Raw genomic sequence first — 26000 nt, forward strand, 5'->3', positions numbered from 1 at the left:
CCTACCGCCTATTTAATTAGGCGATAAGAGTGTTCGAATTTATTTAAATTACATGCCTGCGTTTAAAGTAATAATGCCGACAATAATTGGACCCCATAGGGTAAGCAGTACATTGGCGACTGCATAAGTCACGGTGAATGAGAATACTGGTGTTGCATTACCTGTTTTTTCCATTAAAGCCGCAAATGCTGGGTTCGCACTTCGTCCACCTGTCACACAGCCAAGTGCTTCAACTGGATTCTTAATCTTCAATACAAAATATGAGAAGAAGAACGAAATAATCTGAGGGATAATCGTTACACCCATGCCAAGGAACAACAGAGACATACCGTGTTCTTTGATGGTGTCGACCGCTTGAGGCCCAGCCTCAAGGCCAACAATGCCCACAAATGCTGCCAAACCGAAATCTCGAATAAAGTTCGCGGCCCCCACAGGAAACTGAGCAACATGCGGATTGCGGCTACGCAACCAACCGACGATCAAACCTGAGATCAAACAACCTGCACCAGAACCGATAGTGACGGGAATACCAGCAATCTTAAAACTGATTAGACCAATTAATAGGCCCACCACCATGCCCATACCAAGCACGATTAAGTCAGTCACGTTTGCTGAGCCCATTCGCTGACCAATGTTTTTCTCAACGCGATTGATATCTTTTGCGGTACCTGTAAGCTGGATGACGTCGTTTTTCTTCACCACAAGATCCGGCGTCATTTCAATTGAGTTGCCTTCACGAATATAGTCTGTCACATAAATACCGCGCATAGAGCCTTGGTTCGAAGCCTCTTTAATCTCTTGCAGCGACTTACCAATCAGTTTGCGGTTGTCTGCGATCAGTTGACGGTTTTCTTCAATAACTTCATAGCCTTCTGGAAGTGCAATCTCGTTGTCAGCCAAACCATCTTGCAGCTTATGTACCGCATTACGACGACCAGTTACAACAATGACATCCCCTTCTTTCAGTGCTGTGAATTTGTCCACTTCTAGCACTTTGCCATCACGTTGAATCAATTCAATACAAGTAGCTAGAGCGTGTTGGTTTAACTGAGCTAAGGTTTTGCCTGCTAGCCCACCATCTTTGCTCACTTTAAATGCTCGTGTAACCAGCGCTGTGATAGCGTTGAACTCACCCGGCGCTAAATCACGCTTACCATTTGAATTTTTCTCTTCTAGCGCAATCGCTTCTGCTCGGATATCCCACTTCATCAGTGTTGGGAATACCCATGTCACCATCAGAATTGGACCAAGCGAACCAAAGATGTACGTAACCGCGTAGCCTACTGCGACGTTGGTCTGCATTAGGTGCTTCGCTTCTTCTGTCACACCACCAAGACGTGCGATCGCATCACCCGCTGTACCGATGATTGCCGATTGAGTCAAACCACCAGCTGCAAGGCCTGCTGCCGTACCTCTGTCTAGATCAAACATCCAAGCTGCTGCTAGTACACAAAGCAGGCCAGAAACCGTCATCACTACAGCAGAAAGTAGAATGTTGATGGTTCTAAAGTTCAATGCTTTAAAGAACTGCGCACCACCTTGATACCCTACTGCGTAAATAAAGAGTGCAAAGAAAATGCTTTTTACGCCGGGATCAATATGAACACCAAATTGCCCAATAATTACACCCATTAATAATGTTCCCGCAACACCGCCAAGAACAAATCGACCAATGGTAATTTTACCTACCATATAACCGAGAGAGAGCGTAATAAAGAGAGCAACAAATGGTGCCATGTCAAAAAGGTTAGAAATAATTTCCATGACAATTTTACTCTTACTAATAAATATAAACCTCAAATAATCTAACGAATAATCTGTCACTCATATTTGTTGGATTATTTAATTTAAAAAGCATCTCGTTTGCTTCGAAGCGAATATTAGAAACAAAACCTCACAACTCGTAATCCCATTTGAAGGATGAAACCATCACTTCGCATATTCAAACGCAAACATTGAACAATAATTGTCGAAAATTTAATAACTTAGTGGTCTGAAATGAACATCAAATAAATTGGAAAATAAATTTATTTTTATTTTCACTGTCCAAAAAGCTACTTTGTTGCGCTATTCCCTCTATATAGCGCATAACACCTTTCTCTTGATGGATTAGATCCTACAAAAGCGATTATCACTGATGCCATCACTTGCCTTATCTTTACATTCATCAAGTTAATAGAGAAAAACACCATGAACTCAATGCCACATGAACTTGTGTGGGGCGAAGTTTACTTCCCTCCCTTGTTGCTGGTTATTGCATTGGCTTACATGCTCACCATTTTGGTTGGAACCGTTGCAACAAAACTGGGACTCCACAAATACGTTGCATTTCCTGCGCTCGCTGAGCTAAGCCTAATTGTGATTTTTACTGGCGTTATTGGTCGATTCATTACCATATTTTGAGGCAAATTCCGTGATAAAACGTTATCTCATCACACTGCTATTACTGTGTTCCGCTGGCACCGTGATTTTCAGCTACTACCAATCATACTCTGACAACCCTTGGACTAGAGATGGCCAAGTTAGCGCGCACATCGTTTCTATAACCCCCCGCGTAACAGGACAAATCATCCAAGTCTACGTCGAAGACAATTCGCAAGTGAAACAAGGCGATTTGCTGTTTGAGATTGACCCAAGCATCTATAAAGCGGCGTACCACAAAGCGCTAGCAGCTCAAAAGCAAGCCATTGCATTACTAGCAAAGGCCAAAAATGAAGAGCAGCGAGCACTTAAGTTAGAAAAGCGCACACCTGGCGCCGTACCTGTACTGACATTGAATAACCTAGACAATGCGGTGGAGACAGCCGTTGCCAACGTAGAACTCGCGAAAGCCAATGTTGAAGAAGCCAAGCTAAACCTTGATTACACAAAAGTTTATGCGCCAACGAATGGTTATATCACTAATTTGAACTTACGCGTCGGCTCTCAAGTCGTCGCTAACTCCCCAGTCGTGGCTTTAATTGATGAAGACAGCTTTTGGATCGAAGGATATTTCAAAGAAACGGATTTAGTTGGCGTTGATCCACAAGATAAAGCCTACGTGACCTTAATGATGCACAATGAAGCTGTGCTGGAAGGCAAAATCAAAAGCATTGGCTACGGCATTGCGAAGCAAGATGGTAGTACTGGTAACGATCTTTTGCCCAATGTGAACCCTAACTTTCAGTGGATACGCTTAGCTCAACGCATTCCAATTAAAGTTAAATTAGATCACTTACCGAAAGATTTTCAACTACGTGTTGGTATGACGGCCTCTATCAAAATCATCAAACAATAATGTGGTGGAATGTATGTTTAATGCCTCAACCAAAGAAGCAATCAAAGCTGCGCTGTCTATCGTTATCGCGATCTGCCTTGCCTTATGGTTTCAATGGGAGAAACCGTATTGGGCAGCGATCGCAGTCGCGGTAATGGCATTAAATGAAAGCTTCGCTCACTCAATAAACAAAGGTCATAATCGCTTATTAGGAACCCTCCTTGGCATCGGTTATGCCTTTTTCCTCATCACGACGTTTTCTCAAGATCGCTTTTTGTTTCTCACCTTCTTCACCTTGTTTTTAGGTGCGTGCATTTTTATGTCGAGCGACGAAAAGTATGGTTATGTGTTCTCTATCGGTTTTGCTGTGTGCTCCATCATCGCATGTATGGGAGGATTTGATAGTCAAGCAACGTTCCACTTCGCTGTTCTTCGTATGCAAGAGACGATTCTTGGTGTGATCACGTTTTCTGTTGTGTACCGATTAGTCTGGCCAGTCAGTACAGAACAAAACTTCATTCAACGTTTTGAGGCCAGCAGAGAGGCGATGCTTAACGCTATGAAATCGCCCAATGATATAGATATTGAAGCTCTTGAGACCAACACCGCCAACATAGAAAAGTTATTCCAACTGGTCGGCTTACCACTTACTGGCAGCTACCACTTGAAAGAACATCGTCAGCTATGGCGTGCGCGTTTAAATGAGATGGCACAAATCCAAGACCGATTGCTAGAACAAGCAGATAAATCGCAAAGTCGTGAGATCGATTGGCCAACGCTAACGCAGCAACTTCAAAGCTTTGATATTAAAAATCCAAGTACGTCGCTCATTGGTCACGTTGCTTATGTTATGCAAAGAGAGAAAAACACGGTTTGGCATCACGAGCATCGGACCTTCATCCAGCATTTGAATGAAGACGGCAGAAAGGTACTGCAAGGTGTCTCCATGTTCGTAACGTCACTGCTGATCTGGATTTACCTTCCTGTGCCCGGAGGTTTCATTTTTCCGATGCTAGCAGGCGTGTTCTCTTCAATCGTTCCTACTATGCCACCAAGCATTATTAAAGATGCATTTTTTGGTGTGATAGGCACTGGCACGGTGATTCTATTGCAATACATTTTCCTAATGCCAATGATGACCGAGCTTTGGCAGCTTGGGCTATTCTACTTCATCAACATCATCGTGATTTGGAAGGTATTTTCCACACCAAAGCTGATGGTACACAGAATTCTAGGTATTAACTTATTGGTTGTCTTGACATCAGGAGCGCTCAATTTAACCCCAGCGTATCGAATTGAAACGCCCTTGCTGATGCTGGTAAACATTATGACTATTTTGATGATTGCCAAGTTGTTTACTGATCTGTTCCGTGTTCGCGTCACGGCCTAAGCGTCACCTCCGTTCTTGAAACTAAAGCCCCGCATTGCTTTTGCTCTGCGGGGCTTTTTGCTTTGTTCACTGCCCTATTCCTGCCTCACCCATAAAGCGAGGATAGTATCCATCAAAAGCGATTAACGGAATCTCTCTTCACCTCATAAAATCCTCTCATTGATTCACGAAATGCAATCGAAAACTCTGCATTCACAACGTCAATCACAGCAAACACATCTATCTAACTGAACAAGAAGTTCAGTGACACATTAACTGTCTGAGTCTCGAAGGTTTGAGGCTATTCAGAGTGGAAACTGTCATGAGTTTTTTTGAATTACGCGCCGGCAAGACGTCTTCTCTTACTGTGCTCGCGAGCGCACTAATGCTTACTACCCCCACTTTTGGCTTCGCCGCTGAAGAGACGACGACCTACAACGAAGTAATCGAGCAAGGCCGAGCACTGTTCGACAAATACGGTATCAGTCATGATTTACCAAAACTGGCCATCAGCTCTCTAGTTCAAGGCGAGCATTTGGTCGAGCATGCCCACCGAAGTGTTAAAATCGGTGATAGCGTTCGCGATTCGTCCGTCTACTTGGTTAAGAACACCGATAACAAAGGCAACATTGATCTGCGTATCAAGTACAACCCTGAACAACTCGATGAAAATGAAAAAGTACTTGATGAGATCGAAGCTTTCACACGAACAGAATACCGCCTTCGAAACTACGCGGAGAGTTTTGATCCGTCATCAGTAAGAGCCAAAGAGGATCAGAATGGTAATGTGATCATCAGTTTTAATTACTCAAAATACGATCTTCCTCAAGATATCGCCTACTTTCGCTTTTTAAGCGTTGATATTGAGTTGGTTAATGGTGAACCGAAACGTATGGTCATTACCAACGATAAACCGTTCACACATCACAACTACCAAGTGGATTCTTACGATCAAGAGATCCTCTTCCAGAAATTAACATCAGGCAAAATTGCGATTGCCAGTAAAAACACCAAGATAGTTGGTTCAAAGAAAAATAAACCCCTCGAAATGATGAGCAGCGTAAAACCGGTAGCGATTTATGAAGATAAGCTTGGCGTGCAAGTACTAGACGAAAAACGCTTGAATGAGGTCTCTGATCCACGCATGCAAGAAGCCAGTGTTAAGCTAGACCGAGTTTTTCCTTTAATGGGTGATATGGTTCGTCGTCAAGGTATCGATTTGCCTCTGCCGTTTGGTGTGTCGCTAGCGTATCGAAATCAAGATATGAATATTCCATTTAATGATTTCACGATTGAAGGCATCGGCCTTAATGAACTGTTTGATCCAGAAGACAGTGTCGGCATCGTCAGTGCTGAGAGCATGACGCTTCGTGGCGATGTAAACATCCTGCCATTTTGGAATGTATTTGGTTACATCGGAAAAGTTAATGTCGATGCCAATGTTGATGCCGCCTACACGGGTGAAGGTGGCCAGTACATAAAAGATAAGCTGAACGATAAACTGCCAGGATTAGGTGATAAGTTTTGCGATGGTTTATCTGCACTTTGTAGTCGCGGACGCTTAGACGTGCCGCTGCATTTGGAATATGACCTTCGTGGTATAGGTACAACCCTTTCGGTTGGCTATAAAGAATTCTTTGCTTCTGTCACTGGTACCTATTCGCAAACTCGCTTAAAGGGCTTAGATGATTGGGGCGATGGTATTGTTACTGTACAGCCGATGTTGGGTTATCAACTTGTCGATTATCGCACGCAGTTCTTTGTCGGAGCAGAATATCAAGGACTGGACGCTCGAATGGACGGGCATGTAAAAAGTGGTGATATCGAATTCGATTACGACATTGGTGTAGATCTTAATCAATGGGCGTTTTTGACTGGTTTCAATAAGCAAATCGGCAAAAACTACAACCTGACCTTTCTCTATAACAAAGGGGAAACTCGAGAGTCAGTAACCTTAAATCTTGGTTACCGTTTCTAGCTCTCATAAAGAGCCGGCCCCTAGACGATGGTAGGACTGCATCCTACAAAGGCGATTACTGAAACTGTCGCCGATGTCCTACCATTTGAGCCATCAATACAACAAGCCATCCAACCATTCACGGATTAATGCCAAAGCGTCAGGACGTCGCTTGTTAGATGCCGTTTAACATTTTCGGTGCACGCACCAAATGACTTTTTGGACATAACAATGACTTTACTCAATCGCTCAACTTTAGCCATTACCATCACTCTTGCCTTAGCAGCTTGCAGTGATGACTCAAGTAAACCTAGCGTTCCTAACGGCCCGAAGCCACTACAACCCTTACCACCAGAGCAAATCGCTTTGGAAATTGGCGATGCAACCATTCAAGCGACCAAAGAGTCCCTCGTCATCACGCCTCTTGATGCGGATGAAAAACTGGCAGCGGTAGAGGCGTTCAAAGGTATCCAATTTGCGCAAGCAGACCGCTTTCAGCACAGCATTGCGGTCCCACTTGAAGGCGATATTGATGCGACTCAGTTCGGTGATGCGTGCCCGCAGTTAAAAACCACGGCACAAACGCAATCAGAAGATTGTTTGAACCTAAACATTTGGCGACCAGCAGGGACAGAAGCGTACGCAGATTTGCCAGTGTATGTCTTTATTCACGGTGGAGACTTTGAATACGGCGCGGGCTCAGAACCGCTGATTCATGGTGATATGGTGGTTGCACAAGGTGCTGACGATGGTAACCCGTTTATTGCAGTTACTTTTAACTATCGCTTGGGCTTGTTGGGCAGTGTTTGGGTCGATGGTTTGGACAACCCAGAGGGCGGTAACTTTGGCCTAGGCGATCAAAAACACGCGCTTGAATGGGTTCAACAAAACATAGAGGCATTCGGCGGCAATCCGCAAAACGTGACACTCATGGGTCAAGGTGCGGGTGCCATGTCTGTGGGAATTTTACAGCAATCAAAAGGCGATGCTGCAATCGCAGGTGAGCACTTTCAACGTGCCATCATGCAAAGCAACGCATACGGCTTTGAATATAAAAGTTACGATGTTGCCAAGAGCCAAAGACCAGAGCAAAGCGTTGAAGATCTTGCGTTACTACCACTTGAAGAGGTCATGAAGGTACAGAGCGAGATGCTCGATCCTATTCAACGTCTTAAGAACTGGGTACTGACCGCCGCGAATATTCCGGTTATAAGCCCAACACGCGACAACAGCCTATTAGCTACGTTGATGCCATTTGCGCCTTACATCGAGCATCGCCCACCAGCGTTTCTAGTGAAAGAAGTCCCAGGCTATCACTTTACTGAACAAGCGATTGAGAGTGAGTGGATCGTACCGACGGTAATTGGCTCAAACAGCGCAGAAAGCAATACTCTGGGCATGCTGCCGAGCCTGACATTTTTGATCCCAACTATCATTGAAATCTTGAGCCAAGAAGCGCCAGAAATCATTGAAAATGGTGACGAAAGCTTAATCGTCGAATACATGGTGGAGTGGCTAGAATCGGAAACGAACTTAAACCGTTTACGCGCTGAATATCGTTCATTACTCAGCGATTCAGCTTCGATTGAACTCGATCTTTCTGACTTATTGGAACTGCTGCCTAGCACCGCTTATGAGGCGATGACTAAGTTGTTCTTCGGTTTGGGGAACTCCGATTCAACCACGGAGTTACTTGCTCTGGCTGACTTCTTCCCTAACGATGAAAGTGAACTGAATGGCGCGGCCAAAAACATGCAGCAATTCAAAACCACGTTGCATGATTTGCTCTTCACGGGTCCAAACCGTCATAAAGTTTCAACTGAAGAAGCAACAGAAGCAACGCCAAGCTTCTACTACTTTGACTACAAACCTGGATTCAACGTATGGACTTACAACACCAAAGGTGAAAATGGCGATCTTGACGTTGGTGATTTACTCAAAAGCATCAGTTGTATTGTGGGCGCTTGTAATGCATCGGAATTACCATTTGTGTTTAATAAGGCATTAAAGCTTGATGGTTCAAGTGTTCGCCCAGGTAGCAAAGACAAAGCGATGATGAACGAGCTCTCTCGTATGTGGTTTAGCGAACGTTTATTTGAAGACTTCCAATACAACAGCGCGACTGATCGAGTACTGCTGATCGATAACGATGGCGGTATTCAATCCACGCAAGACTGGGACAATGCTCATCACTCAGGCATCGATCCAAAACTGCGCCAAGGTCGCCTCAATGGTCTCGAGGAACTTGGGCTGATTCTGAGTCACATGTAACGTTATCTTCAGTCACTAAAAACTCGTTACCGAATACCTAAAAGCCAGTTCGCTGGCTTTTTTCATCCTTATTCCTTGAACATAATTAGGAAGGTTTACTCATGTTTCCTAACGCCATTCGTGCTCTGCTACTCTTTATCTTCGGCGCGCTGTTGGTTGGCTGTGCCCAGCCCTACCCTCAAGTTGAACCGGATTTTGAAGCCAATTGGCAAACTACTCAGCATCAAGCCGAAGTTTACTTAATTCCTACCGCTCCAGAAGCCTTTGCTCGTCGTGTTGAACTGGTAAGAAACGCTCAGCAAAGCATCGATATGACTTACTTTTCTTGGGAGAGTGACACGCTTGGTTTGATGCTACTCAATGAACTCAAACAAGCAGCAGATCGAGGCGTGCAAGTTCGACTCACTCTCGATGATTTATTGGTGTTTAACGAGAAATGGCTTGCTGATCTCAGTGCTCACGACAACATTCAAATCCGTTTATTCAATCCGTTTGATTCACGTAAGTCAGGCTGGATTGGTCGCGTCGTCAACTTCTCTACTCATCAACAACGTTTGGACAATCGTCTGCACGAGAAGTACTTCAACGTCGACCATCAATGGATGATTCTAGGTGGACGTAACATTGGCGACGACTATTTTGGTTACAGCCGCAAAGCCAACTTCTTTGATATGGATGTCTTGTTCAAAGGCAGCATTATTCGAGCATTCTACAAAAACTACCAACAGCTTTGGGACAGCGAGCATGTTACGCCAATAGAAAACATCGTTAACGTTACCCCAAACTATTCCGCGTTTACTAAAGCGCTTAATAAAGGTGAGAAAGACAAAAGCATCATTCTGGCTGAAGTTGAAAAACAGGTAAAACAACTGGTCAGTCCCGACTTCATTGCTACGCAAGTCACCCCCGTTTTCGACTCATTAGACAAGTTAGAAAACAACAAACCCTACTTTAGAAAACGTGCAGAACACCAAGTTTGGCAACAAATAACCACTGCATCCAAAGCAGTGATATCAACGCCTTATGTGGTACCGAGTGATGGTGAATTTGCCTTTATTGATACCTTGATGGAGCAAAAAGCGGACATCACGTTAATGACGAACTCGTCTGCCTCTAATGATTCTGGCTTTATTCCGGCTTATTACGAGGAGCATCGCCAAACCCTGTTAGATAAGGGCGTCCATATACTTGAGTACAAAAACCAAGCGAACAATGATGACCATTACTTCCATGCGGATACTTATTATCACAACAAGACGGTGATACTCGATGATCGGCTGACTTATATCGGCTCATCAAACTTCGACCCAAGATCGGATTTCCTCAATATGGAATTTGGTGTGTTGGTCCAAAGCAGAGCCTTTGCAGAACATGTCATGCACTACTTAACTCGACAACAAGATGAACTGTTTTGGCGAGTATCTCGAGATGGACAAGGCCAAACTCAGTGGCAATCAATGAATGAGATCCATACTAAGAATCCAAACTATGGTGGATGGCATAAGGCACCTAACTGGATATTCAAGAAACTGAATGGTGAGTTCGAACTCTAAACAATCAAGGCTTAAAAAGGCTCTCTATCTGCAAGGATGAGAGCCTTTTTAATGCCCGCTAAAACTGCGTTCCGAGCGAAAAGTGAACGCGGAATTGGTCTCCTTGCGGAGCATCTAAACCATAAGCAAAGTCCACTTTGACGGGCACGTATTTTGAATTCCATATCAAACTCAAGCCTGTACCACTTTTCCAATCCACCTTATCGTTGAAGGCATCACCAACATCATAAAATGCCCCAAGCCACAATTGGCGGTAGACCTGATATTGATATTCCAGCCCAGCAGTAAACATGTAACGGGCACCCGTTAAATCGCCATTTTCATCTCTAGGAGAGATAGACTCATAACCATAACCACGAAGATTGCCATCACCTCCCGCAAAGAAGCGTAACGAGGATGGAATATCGCTCAAAGTGTCAGCGACATTAATACCGACATTAGAACGAAAGTGAAACTTGTGTTTTTCACTAATATCCCACGACAGCACACTATTGCCCTCAATACGCAGCAAACGAGAATCGGAGAAAAAATTAGGGTCTGAGTATTCCAATGAGTAAACGTGACGGTGCTTTACTTCTAATTGATCGTTCTTGCGATCAAGCAGTGAAAATGTCACCCCCGGTAATAACAACTGTGATTCGTCATTCTCCGACGCTTGTCGATAACTTTCTTGCAAATAACGAACGTGCATGGTGCTTTGCCAATCACTGTCTAACTGCCAGTGTTTTTCAAACGATAAATCATTAGAAAAACTCGATGTGTCTCGATAGTCGACATGCTTAGATTCAAACTGAATCCCGTAGTAATCCGTTAGAACATTTTGGGTGGGAATTTTGTAACCAAGTAATAGCGATTGTTCCGGTTTGGAAGCGTACGCTTGTGCCTCAAAACTGTGTCCACGTGCGTTGTACCAAGGCTTGGTCCAGTTCAGCGAAGCGCGCAATCCCAAGTCTGTCGAATACCCTCCACCGACCTGCACAATATTACGTGAATTCGGCTCTGCGAGCACTTCTATCGGCACCTTATGACCATCGGATATCTCCTCGAAATCCGCTTTCACAATCACACTGCGAAACCAATCAGTACTGGAGAGATCGGCCTGATATTGACTCAATTTCACAGTGTCAAAATCGTCGCCCCACTCAAATGTTCTCATCGCTTCTATTCGAGCCGTTTCGATACCCGACGTAAGGACAGAGAGCTCTCCAAATTGGTAACGAGAACCACTAGAGAAATGCAGATTCACATGAGCTTGATTCAAACTTGGAATGACTTCCAAAGACGATTCGATAAAACGTCCATCTAAGTAACCTTTTTGCTGAGCCAATGAAATCAAGTTTCGTTTTAGCGTGTCGTACTCAGAATGAAGCAACGGCTGCCCTTGTTTAAGTTGAGCTTGATTAATTAGTTCGATGAAATCTTGATCGTTACTGGCCTCTCCCGACACAGCAATATTAGATTTTTTGACCAACATAACCTCCCCCGCGTCAACCTCAAGCGTTATGAGATCATTCTCTGATCTCTGAACATTGAGCTCGGAATGATAGTAGCCATAAGGGTTTAACGCATTATTAACCATCTGCGTTAGTCGATTTGAGGTAATGTTTGAAACAGAGAGTTTCGTTAGTGGTGTAAGGTGACTTTCAAGATTTTTCTCTAATATTGGTGTTAGCCCTTTGATTTTAAATTGCGCTCCGAGTGCATGATGTAAAGGCATAGAAGCTAAAACTGATATACCTATTATTTGTTTAATGAGAGGAGACACACCGCTACCTAGTTAGCAATACACTCGACAAGGTTAATGATGGAATAGCATATCTGTTAATCGCGTTTGTAGGATTGCTCCCTACGAAATCCTCTCGAAAATTCACGTTTCACAAGTAGATTCTTTGAACAATAAGTGGGCTCAAGCTAGGAGGTGGCAAATCATGCGGTCTGAAATAGGTATACTGTTTGCCAAAAATACAAAACCCAACGCTGAATGGATCTCATCAAGCGTTGGGTTACATTGATAATGTGTTTTTTAATCTAAAAAGCGGTCTGTTTGTAAAACTAGATCGAAGAACAGTTTCCTTTTTCTGCCATGTCTACTTTTAGTACTTCTGCTTTACCTTTGCTTTCGTCTACGAGTTCTACGCCCGCACCACCAACAAATACACCCATTTTAATGTATTGATTAACGAAATAGTTACGGCCCTCTTCCGTTAAGATAGTTAAGTGATTTTCAGAAAACGCAGACTCTGTACTTACTTGATGTTCTTTATTGCCTTCGACCTCATGGTAGAAGAATACACCAGGAGCGGTTTCACCAATACATTCCCCATCGACGTAAACATACTTTTTAAGCGCTGCTCCGACAAAAGCATCTTCTCGGTAAATGTAAATCCCTGCGCTCCCCTTTTGAGGTGCTTCAAATGATTTCATTTGATTTGATTTGATACTGTCGAATCAACAGTAGGAACAGAAGCACAACCTGACAAACCCAAAAGGAATGCGGAACACAGAATTACTTTATTTTTCATGTTATTAACCTAGCTACGATAAAATCGCGCCAACCATACTATAAATAAATACGTTCACTTATTGGTATTTTTGAAATTTGTGATTCAACCTATGCAATAGCACTCATTTAACGTATGGATTGAGCAAACATTAGCCATATAATAATCACGAGAATAAAATACCCCGTATCTAACGATCACTAAATGCCACTTTACTCGCTAGACTGATAAGTAGAATACCTGAAACACCTTCAAGAGTTCTTGAATAACGCTGAGAGTGTGGACGACTAAATACCCAATTACCCACAGAGGCGTACAAAACGTTACATGTCGTCGCAAGTACACTGAACAGCAAGCCAAGTACTAATAATTGCATTGATGTTGAGCTTGCAGACGTATCAATAAATTGAGGCAGAAACGAGAGAAAGAATAGCGCTACTTTTGGATTCAAGACGCTGACGATAACCCCCTGAACAAACACATTTTTATTATTATCAACATTTTTGTTTTCAACGATTTTACTTTCTCCACGCCACATAGACAGTAATGACTGAACACCTAAATAAACTAGGTAAGCGGCCCCTAACCATTTAACAACGCTAAAAGCCAAAGATGAACTCAGAATTATTGCTGACAAACCTAAACATGCCGCTAGTGTATGAAAAAAGTAACCAATACCAAGCCCCAGAGCCGCTTTCAGCCCAGCAGATAATTTACCTTTCATTGTATTGGAAACAATATAAATTACATCAGGTCCAGGAATCATGTTGATAGCGAGACAAGCGACAACAAATAATAATAGTGAGTTTGAATCCATTCTTTTCTCCAAATTAACGTCTTGCGGGATAACATTTCATCGAACTACAAGTAATGCAACGTCCAGGTTTCAATTGGTTATATTTAGTATTAACAACGCGTTACTAATACTACAGCACTGCGCGAAGAGCACAATCATGAACAGTGATACGAATTAAATTATGGGCCTTTGTTAGCCCTTTGAATGATAATATTTAGCATCGTTTGGTTGTAAGCTTTTTCTAGCCAGCAGCTCTTATGGAAGTTAACAAATCGGCTACTTAGTATACTTAATAGACCGTCAAATCAGATAGATTATCTATTCTTATTTCTTCAAGCCTTTTTTGCTTCATTTTCCTGCCTCACTAAGCAGCAACTTAATACTTGCCACACCAAAAAATAACGCGAACACGCCTTCAAAAACTGCTTTGAATCTGAGATAGGTTTGCCTGACCTTTTTATACGCGAAAAGAAAAGCATAGCCAAAGAAAACCAAAGCACTAACCAGCCCTACAACAAAAATGACCGACAACAATTCCAACGGACTGGCCGTAGGAGGAACCCCTATCGAATAAAGCGCACCAAAAAACAGAATAGCCTTTGGGTTAGTTAAGTGAATTAACACTCCGGTTAAGTAGTTACCCTTCTCTGTCGTTACGTATGTTTTGGGTAACTTTAGCTGCTCGATGTTGCAGGCAGAATGTACGGACTTTAAAGCCAAATATAAAAGATAAAATGCCCCACAATATCTAAGAATTTCAAAAAGCCAAACATTGCTATAGAGTATGGTTGCGAGACCAAAAGCGGCTGAGGTTGACCAAAATAAAGACCCCGTTAAAACACCTGCAGCCAAATACCCACCAAAGCGCCGACCGTGGTTCATTGACGTGCCTGCTATCGCAAGAGTTGCAGGTCCGGGGCTAGCGATGGCAGCGATAGCTGATACGACAATCAGTGAATAATTTATCTCTTCCATTTTTACTCTAAGCCTCCAAATGGAGTTTTATCAACACTTATCGCAGAATAGTCTATTGAACGTACATCAGAAGCGTAATACTGATTAAAACACCAAGTATCACGAATCGAGTTGAGATTATTTGGTATTTTACTGCTCCAAAATAACATCAAATCCGCCATAAATGAGACGCTTTCCATCAAAGGGCATTGGGTTATTGTCTGGACTCATTCGAGGATCACCCATGATCCGCAGCCACCCTGAGTCTCGAACTTCTTTTGAAGGCCAGACTACCCACGAAAACACAACGGTTTCGTTGCTTTCAGCGTTAACTGCCATGGGAAATGATGTGATCTCACCATCTGGTACTTCACTCCCCCACGTCTCAACAACCTTTAAGGCCCCAAACTCCCTGAACATTTCTGCTGCTATTTTTGCGTGTGCGATATACTTTTCTTTATTCGCTGTCGGCACTGCAGCGACAAACCCATCAATGTATGACATAAGTAAACTCCTTTCATTGGAGTTATAACCATAGCTCAATAAAAAGAATGCATATGATGCCAAACCATAGAAGCAGGTACGTAATACAGCTTGAGAGCTACATTCCTAGCTTGGACTTTACATGCATATTTGAAAGGTATGTGTTTGGATCAAGCTTGGTTAGCATATTTATAATCTCCAAAACACTCGAATACTCAATACGTTCCTCTTCAGCATGCCCGATCCCACCTATTGTAAAGTGAGTAAAGAGGTAATCACGATAAACGTTTTGCAGCTGGCTAGAAATATCTTTGAGTAATCTTTTACTGAGGGCGAATGCAGGGTATTCACTACTTTCTGAAAGCTCTGCTGTAGAGCCAATAGATACAATATTGCATTTATCGTTAAGTGAACCTAAAGCGTTAAGCTCATTGACTAAATTAAGATACCCAATCGGACCAACATTCATAAACTCAATCAGTTCGTTTGTTGTCAATTCTGAAGACTCTCCCCACATCGACGCCAAATAAACGATGATGTCAAACTCTACACCTTTGAAGCACGTATAATCTGGCTTTTTACCGGGATCAACGTCAATACAAACAGAAGCGACTCTCTCCTCAACTAGCTTTGATCTAGAAATCGCATAAATTTCTGTACCCTGTAAGTTCGTAGCCAAGAACCTTCCTAGACCCTTACTACCTCCAACGATTAAAATCTGCATAACCCTATTCCTTGGTTAAGGTTGTCTTTCATATTGTCCGCCAAACTGTTCATTAGGCATCACTTTAACGTTTCTATTGCCCTACTTAGTTCTATCTTCAATTTCATCGAATGGTTCAACTGAAATACGCTCTGCAATTTCACTCATCTTCTTCATTTTTTCTGGGTTACTAGTTCCCCAAAACCGCTCCCAGTCTTCACGTGTTCGCCACTTGGCAATAGTTAAAACCTTTTCCGGTACATCGTAAGAACGAAGCATAAAACTACCAAGCGCCCCTTCTACTGACTGATGAATTGAATCTGTCGTCGAACGCCATATATTTTGAAACTCATCCATTTTTTCACTTGGCACACGCCATTCATACACAACTCTAAACATAACACTTCCATTAAAATTTCTAGATTTAATACGGCAAAGTATCAGGAACACTAAGCTAGGTTAATAGATGAATAAAGCAACATAGTAGAGGTAGAGCAACCTGAAAAGCAAAGTGTAAACGCTCTAAATCACTCCGATTCGATTAGTCATGCACACATTCAAAGATTTCGTATTGACGTTTAACATTGGCTGTTACTTTTCCCCAATGTGAGGCTTGAACTCTTTCCTGATATTGCTTAAAAGAGGCTTTGTCGACGAACTCCTCATAGACATCAAAACGAAAAGGATTAGTCGAGCTTTGAGTCACAAGAAAAGTAAGGCAGCCCGGCTCTTCTAACGTGAGCCTTTTGTGAATTATTAACTCATGTTTTACTAATTCTAGATCCGTTTCCGGAACTAAAATAAAGCCTTTCAATGTAACTTTCGACATATCATCCTCCCGCCCCTATCGTGTAGCGTTTTGTTAAGAAGTAGCCAACACGCCCTCAATCTCAACCATCATATCGCAAATGTGAATCTCACCATGAAATTAAAATGCCACGTGTTAGGAATCTATTTCTAATGCCCTATCGACCTACGAGCATAAGGTTATCTCTACCCTTTCTTTGCCTTTACCGATGTTCTTGCGTTTTAATTGAATTTGGCCGACTTCTGATGTGCGCTTTAAGTGAGTGCCACCGCAAGGCACTTGCGCAAACCCATCCACTCTCCAATACCTTCTTTCACTCTCTTGATCGGAAAAGTCACTAATAATAACTGAATCAGAGTTAATCAAATCTTGCACATCAGTTTCAATTTCTTTCAATAGCGGGCCAATACTTTCAGACCACTCGAAATCTATGCGACTCTTATTTTCAGAAATATGCGCGCCTATCTTAACAATGCCTTCCCGACGCTGATAAAACATCTCGAGCACCACTTCAGCCGCAAAGTGTAGCTTCATTAAGGCGTATCTACGCTTCCAATCAATATTCGTAGTTACAATGTCACCAAGAGTAAAATTTGGAGAGGATTCCAATGAGTAAATAAGTCGAACGCCTAACTTTTGAGCAATCAAAACCGGAATACCATTAATCGTTCCTTTATCACTCTCTTGGCCTCCAGACTCTGCAAAGAAGATAGTCTGGTCCAATTCAACCTTATTTCCGTCTACATTGGTCACTCTTGAGTTAAGTTCTGTTTGGTAGGGATTAACCCAAAATAATTTCTCGCTCATGCTGCTATCCTTGCAGTAAGTCCTATCCTTGATAGTACATTCAGTGACCACCAAGTCAATTCAAGAAACCTCGCCGTCAAGTGTAAGGCTGTGTATTGAGTGCGAGCAGGCTAGATCTATTAGATGCTTTTAAGGCCGGGTACTAAACGCTGTCCAGGGGTTTAGCTAACAACCCGTAAATTGCTGAATCTGAGACTACTCCATTCACTTCCCAACGCTGCCTTAGGAAACCTTCCTTTATAAAACCTAACCGTTCCAAGACTTTACCTGAAGAAGCATTGTCTGGATCTATCTCAGCCTCGATTCGACGTAGATTCAGTGTTTTGAATGCGTGTTCGATTAATGCAGTTCCCGCCTCTAATACAATGCCTTTACCCCAGAAATGACGACTAACGCCAAAGCCAATTTCTGCGCGCCTAGACTCTTTCACGTGATTAAATAGCATTATCTTACCCAGAAGTTGGCCATTGCTCTTTAGGAAGATGCCTAGTGTCACTTCCGTATTGCTATTCATGGCCTGTGTACTCTTGGCTATAAATGTCCGCGCTTCTTCAATTGAAACCCAAGGGCCAGTGTTCCAATATTTCATGACCTCATGGTCTGAGAAGATGTCAAACAATTCGCTTGCATCATCTTCAACTAGCTCTCTTAGAATTAATCGTTCCGTTTCAATCTTTGTTACTAACATTTTGGGGTCAACCTTTTGGTTTGTTATTGGTGACGAAAATCCAATAAAAGTGTGAGACACGTAATACAAATGATTTCGTATGAGACTTTTAAACAAGCTCAACGCACGGTAAAAGCGCCACGTGTAACGACTCTATATTGAAGCAAATTTTAGACATTCAAGTGCGTCAACAAGTAACCGTTGAACGCATCAAAGCTTGGGGTGAGTTGATCATAAGTCCTAAACTCAGGCTCAAAATAGTCCATATACTTTATTATCGCTTAGTGACGATTTCCTTCAGTACTCTGGCTGGGTTGCCACCAACAACGACATTGTCTCCAAAACTCTTTGTAACGACTGCGCCAGAGGCTACCACCACGTTGTTCCCAAGTGTTACGCCAGGGTTGATTACGGCATGGCCACCTATCCAACAATTGTCACCAATGTTTATGGGCTTTGCTAGCTCTAAACCACTGTTCCTCTCGATAGGATCTAAGGGATGAGTCGCAGTATAAATTCCAACTTGAGGCCCAAGTAAACAGTTATCACCAAACTTAACTTCCGCAACATCCAAAATCACACAACCAAAATTAGCGTAAAAATTATCTCCAACGTGAATGTTGGATCCGTAGTCGCAATTGAAAGAAGATTCAACATGAATATCGTCACCTGTTGTGCCGAACAAGCGCTTAATTAGTTGAACTCGCTTTTGTTTATGCTCAACAGACGTGGCATTCAATTTTTCAGTTAGTAATCTAGCGCTCAACCTTAACTTTAATAACTCTTCATCACTTGGGTCATAAAGCTCACCTGCTAACATTTTCTCTTTTTCTGACATAAAACTTGGACTCCAATACCAATTTTCTTACAACGCTACATTAAGTATGTGAGTAACGCTACCACCTAAGCACGGCTGTTCCACCACGAAAACAAAGCCCGACTTGAACCCAAGTCCTCAGCGCTATCAATTTTTTCAACAAACTAGTGCACTACCACCACCGTTCTCACTAACTTATCGCCGAGCCGTTGCCTCTTTTTACCAAGAATGAAAATTGAGTCAATAAAACCTAAGAATGGAGTAGTAATATTTCGAAAGAGCGACTGAAAAATATTGCACTTTTTACCCGTTCTTGCACTTATAACTGCAATGCTCAAAAGTTTTTTACCCACACTTTGACCATTTGGTAAACAATCAGAAAAAAGGTAATACGATACAGTCGCAGTTACTGCTGTAGCGCGCACAAGCTCTTTTTCAATACCGATTTCTAAGCCGACCCATAAAACGAGAGTAAAAATGCTAAAACTGACGAAAAGATCAATCATTTGCCCAACACACCTAACTCCCGGACTAGCCAAAACGTAATTTTCTAGAGTAAATTTTCCTGCATTTTTCATTTTAAAATTTGGACTAACAATTGTTTATTTGTGAACTAACGCTATTGAGACAGTAACATTCCCACTAAACCTAATCCATACTTCCGCATAGTACGGTAGAACCTGATTTTGCTATCTTTTCAATACATTACCACGCTTGTTCTAAAGGCTAGATTGGTAATATTTCAACATCTCTTCTTGATTAAGCGCTTTACTTTCTAACTTTTGTTGATCTTTAAAGATTTGAGCTAATGAAGGGAGAATTGAGCGATTTACTTTATAGTCATCAGACCAAAGTTTCCCTCTCATCACCGCTTTCGCACAATGAAAATACATACTCTCTATGACTATTTTGATAACAACCTTAGGATCTTTACTTCCATCGGGGCAAGCAGATATCAAGTTGGCGTCGGTGTGAATACTTGCGATTCCTTTAATACGGAGCACTTCATCAATACCATTTACCATCAATAACAACCCTACCTTGGGGTTACTAATGATATTTTTTAGACTATCGATACGATTGTTCCCCGAGCTATCAGGGAGCAACAATGTTGATTCATCTAAAACTTTTACGAAGCCAGGCTCCCCTCCTTTAGGAGAAAGATCGATATACCCTTGTGAATCAGCGGTACTTAGAACTGAAAAATGGCAGTTATTAATTAATGTAATCGCATGAACATCCAGCACAGGCAGAGCTTTATTTTTAGCTCTCGCACTTGGCTCTGCGTAAATTTCTTTTAACTGCTCTATTGTTTTAATTTCACTCATTCAATGTTATTCCTTCACTATCGTATAATGCTTTGCTTGTAAGCAAGCAGTAACTCTGACTTCTTGTATAGGCACTAGACCTAACTCATCGTAAAAATACTACGAGTACAAGTTGTCTCTTTAATGCCTTGTTATCTGAAGATTTAAAGTTTTTCACTAAACTCCCCACACTGCTTACACTTATAACCATGCTTGTAAAAAAACAGTGGAAAACCCAGTAAAATAAAAACTAAGAAAGCTGGGCGTTTACCTTTTGTAAATGCAAATAGATCTTTACTACCACATTTAGGGCAAAAGTCTTTTTCTTCATCAACGTCAACTTCATTTCCCAATGATTCTGAGAAATCGCTACTAAGTATTTGTTTCGCATCTTCTGCATCACTTTCGGCCACCATCAGACGGACGCCGCCTATTGCATTTGAATAAAGCCACTGAGTATTTACCGTGTGCTCGTCAGCGATGTAACTTTCTATTCCGACACTATCTAGGCTTGCTCTCGCAATATGAGCTTCATGAGGAAAAGAAAACCTTGCTACTACAATCACATATTGCTCCTTGTGGGAAAGCGCTCCCGTAAGGTATAAGAAACGCTAATTGGAAATGCTATGTGTAGTATTTCTTTTTGAACAACTTATTAGCCCACTACAGACTAGTACATATACCCTAACCAATCTATATGGCCAACAGCCCAAGTTTTGCCGTTGATAGGTTTAACATATAAATCATCTAGTTGCTCTACAGCAACACCGTAATTTTTATGTTCATGAACGCGCAACCAAGAACTTAGAGAGTTAAGGCGCTGATAACCATTAGCCACATAAAAACGCCCCAAATCGGAGACTAAAATGATGAAGTCGACATCTTTAGTGGACGCATACTCGCTGAGTTGAGACAACATTGTTGTGCCAATACCTTGTCTTTGAACTTTGCTCTCGACACAAAAGTCACTCACACCTAATACTTTATAAATTTCATCACCAACGCGAACAACTCTGTAGTCTAATCCCATGTAACCAACTAACTGATCACCTTCGTAATTCAGAACTCTCATATGCGGGAGTTGCTTATAGTAAGAGCGAGTAACTTGGTGTTCAGGAAACGACTTGTTTCTAAGAGCTTCAATTGCATTATGCTGCGCTTTAGATAATTCGATTTCTGGGTAAATATCCATATTTGACCTTTGAGTATTAATGACCTTTTGGAGTTGAGCAACGCAATACCGAACCTTCCGCATACCGATTTAATCACTGAGCTCAACGCACAGTTAAAATGCCACGCGTTGCGAATCACTCTTAAACAGTTTGTTAGCAATTTAACTAAACGAAGCCCCAAAACCATCAAAGGTACATTAAAACTCCCAACCTTTTGTAACCATAAAGTCTAACCATTGAGCAAGGATGTCTTTGGTTACCGTTGTCGGGTGAGAATATCCTTCAACAAACCATGAACGGTTAATAAACCCCTCACTTCTGATCAATGACTCATAGTTTTCGAGAGCATCGTTTAGTTGAATGGCTGATGCTTTATTTGGACATAAGTAACTAAATTCTAGAACTAACTCTGTTTCGTTGGTGATTCCGTTACTTATTAATGAATCCCAAGTCTCGCTGAGCATGTTCAGTTGACTTTCTAAATTCTATTGATAACCACTCAACTCCAATTTCTCCCTGATTGCTAACGCCCTGTTAAGGTGTGAGCGACGCAATACAGAAGCTCCCGCATACCACCTTAAACACTAAACGCAACGCATAGTGAAAATGCCACGCGTTGCGAATCACTCTTAAACAGTTTGTTAGCAAACTTTAGTCGGCGTATTTCTTTGACATTTTAGCTAGCTTATCTTTCGCTTCAGGTATAGTGCCCAAGGCATCGAAGTGCTGTACATACGACAAAGCCCGAAAGAAAAAATATAAACTTAAAATATAACCTGATGTTGAGAAGACTGTTCCTAATGGAGAAACGAGAAACGCCATCACTAAGACAATTACGCCTTTTACAAAGTAATGGAAAGCTCCATATAAACACGTACTATACGCTCGTATTTTTGTTTCTGAACTATCGCTTGTTTTAGCCATTAAACAAAACATTGTAGCTATGTCATGTTTTTCTCCAAAGTTCTTAGCCATAAAGAGGTAGGCCTTTTGTCCTAAAGTCAATACAACCCAAAATACGGCAGAACCTAGAGCCCCTTGAACAATTGCTGGCCACTGCATAATTTGCTCTAACACATTCATTTTATCACCTAGATCTATTTACATCGTTGTTTGCTAACGCCCTGTTAAGGAGTGAGCAACACAATACCAGAGCCGCCGCATACCACCTTAATCACTAAAACCAACGCATAGTAAAAATGCCACGCGTTGCGAATCACTCTTAAACAGTTTGTTGTGCCTATGCTAACCACCTAGAAAATCTAGTATTTTTTGTCCAGTACCTAGACCTCGTTTGTAAAACTCAGTGTGACCGCAACTAGTGCATGATAAGAAATAAAAACGGTGTTTGTTGTAATTGAAAAATGTACTCCAAAATCCACCACTGGCTCTTAACTCACCAACCTCATATGACTCTGAACCACATTTATCACAGCAGTATTCGAACTTCGAATTCACTTTTTCATTCCCTAACAGGTGGTTTGCCATCTGCTTGTTTGCAAGCTCTTTGCCTAAAGACCCGCACTTTTCACACTTCAATGATGAGTGTTCATTGCTATGCCCGCACCCAAAGCACTCCCATTTACTATCCATATTTCCTCTTATAGGCATAACGCTGCGTTAAGTGGTGAGCAGCGCAACCACCCTACCTAAACCATTGTGCCTTAACCACTAAATTTACTGCAAACCGAAAATGCCAAGCGTTGTGAATCCGTCTTAAACGCTTTGTTAGCCGTTTTGGACGCCAACTATAGAAAAGTGGTGACTAGCGATATTGAAACCTTCGCGTAAATAGAACTTATGTGCTGGAAAACGCTGAACACCAGAATCCAAATGTATTTGTTCGCAACCGCTTTCTAAAACATATGTTTTAAACCAATCTATAATAAATTTGCCTACACCACTCGAACGAAATTGCGCATTAGTTACCAAGTCTTCAATGTAAATATGCTTACCCCAAGCAAGCTTTTCGCCTACGCTAAAGCCTGCTGCTGCTAGTACGCCTTCTGGCGATTTGACATAGACGACTTGGTAACCATTTGATTGCTGCTTCTCGATCTGACCAGACAAAGTATCTAAGTTGTAATTTGGGCGAAGTTGTAACAACACTTCTAGGACTGACTCGTAATCAGAATTTTTCTCTAAAAATTGTACTTCCATGTTTTCTCCATTTTGACGGCTAACGCCTTGTTAAGGTGTGAGGCACGCAATACCAAAGCCTCCGCATACCACCTTAAACACTAAAACCAACGCATAGTAAAAATGCCACGCGTGCCGAATCACTCTTGAACAATTTGTTAGCTAATTATTAATTCAGTCGTCGATTGCTTTAACTGTATTAACTTTCTTCCTAAACATGTAAGCAGCATGGATACAACCTAGGATGAAGAAAACTAAAATTATAGTACCGCCCACACTATCTTTTATTCCATACCAGTTATCATTAATGTAAGTTAACAAATACCAAATAACTCCCCCATATAAAGTCCCAAAGAGCCACTTAAGGCCACCTGCTCCATACTTGATATGTCCATGGCAACCTCTACATATTTTCGCTCCTCGCTCAAACTCGAAACCACAAAATCCACATTTAATTAAATTCATTTTTCCTCCTTGATTAGCTAACGCCTTGTTAAGGTGTGAGGCATGCAATACCGAAGCTTCCGCATACCACCCTAACCACTAAAACCAACGCATAGTAAAAATGCCACGCGTTGCGAATCCCTCTTAAGCAGTTTGTTATGTGTAATTTTCTATGTACTTCCTTAATGACTCAGTCGATTCAAATAAGGGACTAATTGGAAGGTTAAGATTTAACTTTTCAATTTCGACTGCCGAAGAGCCATGGCATTTCTCAAAGTCACTCCAACTGCTCTCGTGAACCTGCTTTACGACTCGAAAGTCGAGTAGCAATTGAGAAAATGCTTCGGGGCTATACCCCTTAGTCTCAGCAATAAAGTGTTGTGTAGGCGGACGTTTACCTTGAACCAGTGCCAAATAGAATCGAGCGATGTCATGAACATGGATATATTGGTTGTAACCTTGAGATGGTATCGCTACTTGGAGAGTTTGGTCAGATAAGGAATCTACAATCCGCTTTAGCTGACAGTTTTCACCACCATAAACCAAACTAGGACAGTAAACGACATGCCACTTCTTTTTAATAGCACAACCTATTGTAACTGTGTCCGGCTTAAGCCTAAATTCCTTGAGGTCGTTGTGAGAAGCATTGCCAAATAGACAAACGCCCGATGTGTGGATTTTTGTAGTACCGTCAGCCGCTAGTCTATCCAGCTGCGTTAGCAGCTTGGACTCTATATCAACGATTTCCTCCGGCGAAAATTCTGACCAATGTGGGCAAGCACAATTTACAACGATATCAAAGTAACCAGAGAAATCTGATAGCACATTGGTAAACTTCCAAGCATGAGGCAAGACACCGCTAGACCTGCTGAAAGTTGAAACGTCAAAACCACTTTCGACAAACATCTTAGTCACGTGGCTACCAATATACCCATTGGATCCTGATATAAGTACTTTCATTCTTTCCCTGAACTCTCGATTACACATAACGCCCGCTTAAGTGGTGAGCAACACCATACGATGTTTCCGCACATCATCTTAATCACCAAATTCAACGCATGATAAAAATGCCACGCGTGCTGAATCCCTCTTGAACTGTTTGTTAGCACGCTGCCCTTTAAGCTTTTGGTACACGCCAAGACATTGAAATATAGCACGAAACTTATGGCTTAAAACACTAAACCAAACGGACAGCTGCCAAACTAAAAACAGACATCAAGACGTAAGTTGACTAGAAGAAAAACATGCTTAACTGCCCTTTTTCACCGCTTTCAAATTAGCAAAGAATACGGGCTTCGAACTTGAACAACAGCGACAAAGCAACGCTTGTTTTGCCGAAAATTTCTCAGCACTAAAGAAACCACACCAGAGAAATAGCCCGAAAGTTAGCAACCGTAAACGATAAACTCAAAGCGAAAACTTCACATCTAGTGCCACCAGAGCGAACATGAAAGGCACATTTGCTCCTGTGTAAAGCTAGGAAAAGAAACCAATAAACACCAAGACTTTTGATCTCTGATGCCAACCCAGTGCTAACGCCCAATTAAGGTGTGAAGCACGCGACCACGACACTTAACTAGACCACCGTAAACACTAAACTCAACCCAAACCAAAAATGCCAAGCGTGCTGAATCACTCTTAAATTGTTTGTTAGTTGTTGTTTTCCAGGGAGCTCCTATTTTCCCAATGCTCCCCTAAACCTAAAGACTTTAGGTGCTTTTTTCTGCGGAGATCACTACTTGTTTGTTCCGCCAATTCAGCTTGTATTTCTTGGAATTTTGTTTGCTTTTCTAATTCTACGGCTTGGCGTTGTAGTTCAAGACCTTGTACCTCTATAGCTTTTGTATTAAGTGACAACTCATGCCTTTGCAAGTTGTAGCCAAAGAAACGCCACTGGGGCAAAAATCCCAGCCAAGAAGTCGCCCCACTCATTTAATTCTAAGGCCTTTGCATCAGGCCAAGTTACAGAAATTAGCGCAACAATAACTGTAAACCA

General features: G+C 42.0%; 28 protein-coding genes and 1 pseudogene. 6 read left to right on the forward strand and 23 right to left on the reverse strand.

Going from position 1 to position 26000, the window contains the following annotated elements; all coding sequences use genetic code 11:
* Positions 1-48: 48 nt before the first annotated feature.
* The gene (gene aspT / locus R7P36_RS14465; protein ID WP_318122189.1) at positions 49-1764 is read right to left on the reverse strand and encodes an aspartate-alanine antiporter; all 1716 of its coding nucleotides are present in this window, start codon (positions 1762-1764) and stop codon (positions 49-51) included.
* Between the two features lie 426 nt (positions 1765-2190).
* On the opposite strand from aspT, the gene R7P36_RS14470 reads away from it, so the two are divergent.
* From R7P36_RS14470 to R7P36_RS14495, 6 genes are all read left to right on the forward strand, one after another.
* Positions 2191-2403, forward strand: coding sequence for a DUF1656 domain-containing protein (locus R7P36_RS14470; RefSeq protein ID WP_005377106.1), 213 nt, complete (start codon positions 2191-2193; stop codon positions 2401-2403).
* Between the two features lie 10 nt (positions 2404-2413).
* On the forward strand, positions 2414-3277 hold the full coding sequence (locus R7P36_RS14475; RefSeq protein ID WP_005377105.1) for an HlyD family secretion protein: 864 nt from the start codon (positions 2414-2416) through the stop codon (positions 3275-3277).
* A gap of 13 nt (positions 3278-3290) precedes the next feature.
* Positions 3291-4646 carry an FUSC family protein gene (locus tag R7P36_RS14480; RefSeq protein WP_065274594.1) on the forward strand — a complete coding sequence of 452 codons (1356 nt, stop codon included), beginning with the start codon at positions 3291-3293 and terminating at the stop codon, positions 4644-4646.
* Positions 4647-4947: 301 nt separating this feature from the next.
* Positions 4948-6603, forward strand: a complete 1656-nt coding sequence (locus R7P36_RS14485; RefSeq protein ID WP_318122190.1) for a hypothetical protein — start codon at positions 4948-4950, stop codon at positions 6601-6603.
* A gap of 210 nt (positions 6604-6813) precedes the next feature.
* Entirely contained in the window at positions 6814-8853 is a 2040-nt protein-coding gene (locus R7P36_RS14490) for a carboxylesterase family protein (RefSeq protein ID WP_213899520.1), read from the forward strand.
* Positions 8854-8954: 101 nt separating this feature from the next.
* Positions 8955-10406: a phospholipase D family protein gene (locus tag R7P36_RS14495; protein WP_213899521.1), complete on the forward strand. Its 1452-nt coding sequence runs from the start codon at positions 8955-8957 to the stop codon at positions 10404-10406.
* 58 nt (positions 10407-10464) lie between these two features.
* On the opposite strand, the gene R7P36_RS14500 is transcribed toward R7P36_RS14495, so the two are convergent.
* The 22 genes and pseudogenes from R7P36_RS14500 to R7P36_RS14605 all read right to left on the reverse strand — a co-directional run bounded on the left by R7P36_RS14500 (position 10465) and on the right by R7P36_RS14605 (position 25936).
* Entirely contained in the window at positions 10465-12123 is a 1659-nt protein-coding gene (locus R7P36_RS14500; RefSeq protein ID WP_213899522.1) for an autotransporter assembly complex protein TamA, read from the reverse strand.
* 335 nt (positions 12124-12458) lie between these two features.
* Positions 12459-12928 (reverse strand): annotated as a pseudogene (locus R7P36_RS14505) (DUF2846 domain-containing protein).
* Positions 12929-13097: 169 nt separating this feature from the next.
* On the reverse strand, positions 13098-13724 hold the full coding sequence (locus R7P36_RS14510) for a LysE family translocator (protein WP_033907480.1): 627 nt from the start codon (positions 13722-13724) through the stop codon (positions 13098-13100).
* A 327-nt stretch (positions 13725-14051) separates the two neighbouring features.
* Positions 14052-14678, reverse strand: a complete 627-nt coding sequence (locus R7P36_RS14515; RefSeq protein WP_005387183.1) for a LysE family translocator — start codon at positions 14676-14678, stop codon at positions 14052-14054.
* Positions 14679-14807: 129 nt separating this feature from the next.
* Positions 14808-15161 carry a DUF1428 domain-containing protein gene (locus tag R7P36_RS14520; protein ID WP_005387184.1) on the reverse strand — a complete coding sequence of 118 codons (354 nt, stop codon included), beginning with the start codon at positions 15159-15161 and terminating at the stop codon, positions 14808-14810.
* Between the two features lie 97 nt (positions 15162-15258).
* A complete protein-coding gene (locus R7P36_RS14525; protein ID WP_213899523.1) occupies positions 15259-15864 on the reverse strand; it encodes a hypothetical protein in 606 nt (201 codons plus the stop codon).
* A gap of 81 nt (positions 15865-15945) precedes the next feature.
* Positions 15946-16242 (reverse strand): antibiotic biosynthesis monooxygenase family protein, encoded by a 297-nt coding sequence (locus R7P36_RS14530; RefSeq protein WP_033907479.1) that lies wholly within the window; start codon positions 16240-16242, stop codon positions 15946-15948.
* A 142-nt stretch (positions 16243-16384) separates the two neighbouring features.
* The gene (locus tag R7P36_RS14535) at positions 16385-16672 is read right to left on the reverse strand and encodes a putative quinol monooxygenase (RefSeq protein WP_213899524.1); all 288 of its coding nucleotides are present in this window, start codon (positions 16670-16672) and stop codon (positions 16385-16387) included.
* 144 nt (positions 16673-16816) lie between these two features.
* Entirely contained in the window at positions 16817-17458 is a 642-nt protein-coding gene (locus tag R7P36_RS14540) for an alanine--tRNA ligase-related protein (protein WP_213899525.1), read from the reverse strand.
* Between the two features lie 142 nt (positions 17459-17600).
* Positions 17601-18146, reverse strand: coding sequence for a GNAT family N-acetyltransferase (locus R7P36_RS14545; RefSeq protein ID WP_017634585.1), 546 nt, complete (start codon positions 18144-18146; stop codon positions 17601-17603).
* A gap of 253 nt (positions 18147-18399) precedes the next feature.
* Positions 18400-18963 (reverse strand): sugar O-acetyltransferase, encoded by a 564-nt coding sequence (locus tag R7P36_RS14550; RefSeq protein WP_213899526.1) that lies wholly within the window; start codon positions 18961-18963, stop codon positions 18400-18402.
* Between the two features lie 143 nt (positions 18964-19106).
* Positions 19107-19520: an RDD family protein gene (locus R7P36_RS14555; RefSeq protein ID WP_213899527.1), complete on the reverse strand. Its 414-nt coding sequence runs from the start codon at positions 19518-19520 to the stop codon at positions 19107-19109.
* Between the two features lie 141 nt (positions 19521-19661).
* Positions 19662-20270: a pyridoxamine 5'-phosphate oxidase family protein gene (locus R7P36_RS14560; RefSeq protein ID WP_213899528.1), complete on the reverse strand. Its 609-nt coding sequence runs from the start codon at positions 20268-20270 to the stop codon at positions 19662-19664.
* Positions 20271-20413: 143 nt separating this feature from the next.
* Positions 20414-20815, reverse strand: a complete 402-nt coding sequence (locus R7P36_RS14565; protein ID WP_213899529.1) for a DUF2007 domain-containing protein — start codon at positions 20813-20815, stop codon at positions 20414-20416.
* A gap of 104 nt (positions 20816-20919) precedes the next feature.
* Positions 20920-21441: a GNAT family N-acetyltransferase gene (locus tag R7P36_RS14570; protein ID WP_213899530.1), complete on the reverse strand. Its 522-nt coding sequence runs from the start codon at positions 21439-21441 to the stop codon at positions 20920-20922.
* A 177-nt stretch (positions 21442-21618) separates the two neighbouring features.
* Complete coding sequence (locus R7P36_RS14575) at positions 21619-21885, reverse strand: hypothetical protein (protein WP_213886816.1); 267 nt, start codon at positions 21883-21885, stop codon at positions 21619-21621.
* A 187-nt stretch (positions 21886-22072) separates the two neighbouring features.
* Positions 22073-22504 (reverse strand): hypothetical protein, encoded by a 432-nt coding sequence (locus R7P36_RS14580; protein WP_213899532.1) that lies wholly within the window; start codon positions 22502-22504, stop codon positions 22073-22075.
* Between the two features lie 162 nt (positions 22505-22666).
* Positions 22667-23032, reverse strand: a complete 366-nt coding sequence (locus tag R7P36_RS14585) for a zinc ribbon domain-containing protein (protein ID WP_318099325.1) — start codon at positions 23030-23032, stop codon at positions 22667-22669.
* Between the two features lie 117 nt (positions 23033-23149).
* A complete protein-coding gene (locus R7P36_RS14590; protein WP_213899534.1) occupies positions 23150-23581 on the reverse strand; it encodes a GNAT family N-acetyltransferase in 432 nt (143 codons plus the stop codon).
* 153 nt (positions 23582-23734) lie between these two features.
* Entirely contained in the window at positions 23735-24025 is a 291-nt protein-coding gene (locus R7P36_RS14595; RefSeq protein WP_213899535.1) for a hypothetical protein, read from the reverse strand.
* Positions 24026-24160: 135 nt separating this feature from the next.
* Positions 24161-24964 (reverse strand): NAD-dependent epimerase/dehydratase family protein, encoded by an 804-nt coding sequence (locus tag R7P36_RS14600; protein ID WP_213899536.1) that lies wholly within the window; start codon positions 24962-24964, stop codon positions 24161-24163.
* 690 nt (positions 24965-25654) lie between these two features.
* Positions 25655-25936: a hypothetical protein gene (locus tag R7P36_RS14605; protein ID WP_205461651.1), complete on the reverse strand. Its 282-nt coding sequence runs from the start codon at positions 25934-25936 to the stop codon at positions 25655-25657.
* Between the last annotated feature and the right edge of the window lie 64 nt (positions 25937-26000).

The sequence above is a fragment of the Vibrio sp. 397 genome (assembly GCF_033339395.1).
GTDB lineage: Bacteria > Pseudomonadota > Gammaproteobacteria > Enterobacterales > Vibrionaceae > Vibrio > Vibrio alginolyticus.